Here is a 3901-nt window from a genome sequence, read left to right as displayed (position 1 = left end):
GCGGGGGAGTCGGCCGGGACCGGCGCCACGAACGCGGGCAGCAGGCCGAGCAGCACCGCGGCCGCGGGCCACAGCGGCAGGGTCGGCGCGGTCAGCGGGACGACCCCGGGGTGCAGCGCGGCGGGGTCGTGCGACGCGGCCCAGATCATCAGGCCCGCCACCGCGACCCCGGACCCGGCGACCAGCCAGGCGCGGACGCCCCACGGGTCGGGCCGGTAGCGGGTGCGCACCGAACGGCGGCCGCCGAGCCGCAGCCCCGCGAGCGCGGCGAGCAGACCCACGGCCAGGGCGGGCAGACCGTAGGACGTGCCCTGCGCGGTCAGCAGTCCGTACGTCCCCACGCAGACGCCCATGAGACCGCCGAGCGTCAGCGCGGTCGTCGCCCTGCGGACCCCGGCGGGGACGGGCGTGGTGCGCCCGAAGCCCCGCGCGTCCATGGCGGCGGCCAGCGCGACCGACCGCTCCAGCGCGCCCTCCAGGACGGGGAGCCCGACCTGCAGCAGTCCGCGTACCCCCTTGTCGGGCCGCCCGCGCAGCCGCCGCGCCGCCCGCAGCCGCTGCACGTCGGTGATGAGGTTCGGCGCGAACGTCATCGCCACGACGACGGCGACCCCGACCTCGTACAGCGCGCCCGGCAGCGACTTGAGCAGCCGGGACGGACTGGCCAGGGCGTTCGCGGCGCCGACGCAGATCAGCAGCCCGGCCAGCCGGATCCCGTCGTAGAGCGCGAAGGTCAGGCCCTCCGCCGTCACCCGGCCGCCGATCCGCACGCCCTTCGCCCAGTCGGGCAGCGGCACCTCGGGCAGCGTGACGACGACGTGTGTGCCGGGGATCGGCGAGCCGAGCACGATCGCGAAGACCAGCCGGATCGCGATGACCACCAGGCCCAGCTTCACGAACGCGCCGTACGACTTCGCCCACGGCGCCGACGTCCGCCGCGCCGCCACGACATAGCCCGCGACCCCGATCAGCATCCCGATCAGCAGCGGATTGGTCGTGCGCGACGCCGCGGTGCCGAGGCCGATGGCCCACACCCACCAGGCGCCCGGGTGCAGCGCGTTGCTCCGGTGCGCCTCGGGGGCGAGGCGGCGCCGCAGGAGAGCGGGTGCGCCGCTGCCGTGGTCCGTCATGGTGCTGTCCGTGTCGTCTTCGTGTCCGTACGGGCCCCGCGTCAGCCGCGGCGGCGCCGGGCCTGCCAGATACCGGCACCGCCGAGCAGCGCGACGGCGGCGATCCCGGCGATCAGGCCGACGGACGGCCCGCTGTCGCCCTCATCGGTGTCCGCCTGCGCCTCGGTGGTCCCTGACTTCTTGCCGCTCGGGTCCCCGTCGCCGGAGACCTGCTCGCCGCAGCCCGACTTCGGGTAGTCCTCGATGGCGCACAGCAGCGCCTTGTTGTCGTAGCGCAGCGGCTCGGCGACGGCGGCGAGGGCCTCCGCGCTGGTGGCGTCCTCGCCGACCTGCGCGCAGGCGGTGCGCGGCTTCGGCGGCCGCTCGCCGTCGGGGGCGTCACCGGCCGTGCCGAAGTCGACGACGAGGCCGACGCGCTTGCGGCCGTCCTTCGCCGGGGTGTCCTTGCAGATGTCCGCGAAGTCGGCGGGGCCGCGCGGCTGCGCGGAGTCCTTCGAGTCGTCGGAGACCGAGAAGCGGAAGCCCTGCACGTCGCCGTCGTCGGGGCGGGCGGTGCCGGGCCCCTGGGTGGCGTACGTCCACTGCGCGCCGTCCCGCTCCCAGAACGACCAGTAGCGGTAACCGGCGGCCTGGGCGGGCGCGGCGGCGAGGACGCCGAGCAGCGCGGCGAGGAACGCCCCGACCACTACGCGGCCGCGCCGCACACGGCCCCGCGTCACTGCTTCTTCTTGCGGTTGCCGCTGTACAGGAAGCCGATGCCGATGCCGGCGACCATGCCGACGCCGATGATCCACCAGACGCTGACGCCGCCGTCGTCGTCCTTCTCGTCCGCGTCGGACGCGGCCGGGGACTTCGACGCGGTCTCCGGGGCCGGGCCCGTGGCGTTCAGCTGCTTGACGAGGTCGGCGCCGCCGAAGTCGCGCGGGTCCATCCCGGCCGCGTGCGCGGCGAAGATCAGCTGGGAGTAGGCGGCCGGGCCCGACTGCTTCGCCCAGTCCGCGGAGTTCTTCGCGAGCCACTCGGCGGACTTCTCGGCCCGCTCGCTCTGCCCGGCGGCGGCGAGGGCGAGCACGGAGTCGGCGGTGTTGCCGAAGTCCGGCTGGTCCGTGGCGCCCGGCATCGACGACATCAGGTGGTCGTCGGTCTTGCCGAGGGTGTCGAGCAGATAGCCCACGCCGTTGCCCGCGGCCTGCGTGGCGGTGTCCGGCTTCGCGCACTTGGGCGCGGCGGTCTCGGACTTCTTGGGGGCGGAGACGACGAGGCCCTTGCCGAGGCTGCCGAGCACACCGGCCGCGGTGGCGTCGGCGTTCGGCGAGAGCTTGCCGGACTTGGCGTCGGCGAGGCCGAACGCGCCGCCGTCCTTGTCGCAGTCCATGGCGAGCTTCGGCAGCGCGTCGTAGGCGGACCTGCCGTCCTGGGACTTCACGTCCGCGGGGTTCCGGCCCGCCGCGACGAGCGCGCCGACCACGATGCCGGTGGAGTTCGCATCGGAGGGCAGCCCCGGGTTGTAGCCCCAGCCGCCGTCCTTGTTCTGCACGGACTTCAGCCAGTCGATGCCCTTCTTGACCGTCTGGTCCTGCTTGCCGAGCGCGGCGAGGGCCTGCACGGCGGCGGCGGTGGAGTTGCTGTCCACCGCCGTCTTGGAGTTGCAGGGCTCGGTCGAGTCCGCGCGGTACGCCGCGAAGCCGCCGCTCGCGCACTGCTGGCCGGTCAGCCAGTCCACCGCCTTGGCGGCGGGCTCGACACCCTCGGTGTCCTGGGCGAGCAGGGCGTACGACTGGCGGAAGACGCCGTCGAACTTGGGGTCGGTCTTGCCGTAGAGACCCGAGGGGAGCGCGGCCGAGGGCGACGGCTTGTCGTCCGCGAAGGCGGCCGGTGCTGCGGCCGAGCCGAAGACGGCGACGGCGGCCAGAACCGCTGCGCTGCGACGAACGTTCATGATGCGGCGGGTTGCCTCTCCCTGCGGGGAGCGGGGCGGCACGGACCATGCGAGCACGGCTACCGGGCGGCTCCGGCTCCGTATACCTCGACGGTGCCGCTCATCGGGGGCCCCGATGAAGCGAGCCGGTCACGTTCCGCGCCGGGCATTCCGGCTCACGGGCTCCGGAGGTCCGGGCCCGTACACGGCTGCGGGTCAGCGCCGGACTTTCACCGGCTTCCCCCTGGCGGACGTGAGGACGACGCGCTCACTCTACCGGCCGGTCCGCGCACCTCTCGGGTCACACCGCCACGAACGTGACCGGATCGCTGCCGGGCACGGCCTCCGCGCGCCCCAGTTTCACCAGGCGCCGCACATGGGCCTCGGCCTCCGACACGGCGATGGTGCGCGAGCCGTAGGGGATCTCGGCCCAGGGCCGGTTCCATTCCATGCGCGCGGCGATCTGCCAGGGGGTGAGGGGCTCGGCGAGCAGGGTGAGGAGTCCGGCCAGGCGCTCCTCGTGGTGGGCCAGGAGCTCGTGGACGCGGGCGGGCGCGTCGGTGAACGTGTGCTGGTGGGCGGGCAGGACCTCGGCCGGGTCGAGGCGGCCGACGCGCTCCAGGGAGTCCAGGTAGTCGCCGAGGGGGTCGGTGACGGTCTCCGATTCCGGGTCCTCGTACAGCCCGATGTGCGGGGTGATGCCGGGCAGCAGGTGGTCGCCGGAGAAGAGGCGGCCGTTGCCCCGCAGGCCCGCCGGGTGGTCCTCCTCCAGGTGGAGGCAGACGTGGCCGGGGGTGTGGCCGGGGGTCCAGATCGCGCGCAGGCGGCGGCCGGGCAGGGCGAGCAGCTCGCC

4 protein-coding genes and 1 riboswitch are annotated in these 3901 nt (G+C 74.7%); all 4 genes read right to left on the bottom strand.

The features are described 5' to 3' along the window. Window positions 1–1130, bottom strand: a 1130-nt coding sequence (locus AOK03_RS27815; RefSeq protein ID WP_055568103.1) for an energy-coupling factor transporter transmembrane component T, incomplete at its 3' end; no start/stop codon positions are given. A 41-nt stretch (window positions 1131–1171) separates the two neighbouring features. Next, entirely contained in the window at window positions 1172–1849 is a 678-nt protein-coding gene (locus AOK03_RS27810; RefSeq protein WP_055568102.1) for an SCO2322 family protein, read from the bottom strand. Further along, window positions 1846–3069, bottom strand: coding sequence for an SCO2321 family membrane protein (locus AOK03_RS27805; RefSeq protein WP_055568101.1), 1224 nt, complete (start codon window positions 3067–3069; stop codon window positions 1846–1848). The genes AOK03_RS27810 and AOK03_RS27805 overlap by 4 nt, the downstream gene beginning before the upstream one ends. Before the next feature lie 143 nt (window positions 3070–3212). After that, window positions 3213–3292: riboswitch (cobalamin riboswitch) on the bottom strand. Window positions 3293–3349: 57 nt separating this feature from the next. Then, window positions 3350–3901 (bottom strand): MBL fold metallo-hydrolase (locus tag AOK03_RS27800; protein ID WP_157869098.1); only part of this gene is annotated, 552 nt, incomplete at its 5' end.

This window comes from Streptomyces atriruber (assembly GCF_001418325.1).
Lineage (GTDB): Bacteria > Actinomycetota > Actinomycetes > Streptomycetales > Streptomycetaceae > Streptomyces > Streptomyces atriruber.
The sequence above is the reverse complement of the archived record's forward strand: the minus strand, read 5'-3'. Positions and strand labels throughout refer to the sequence as shown.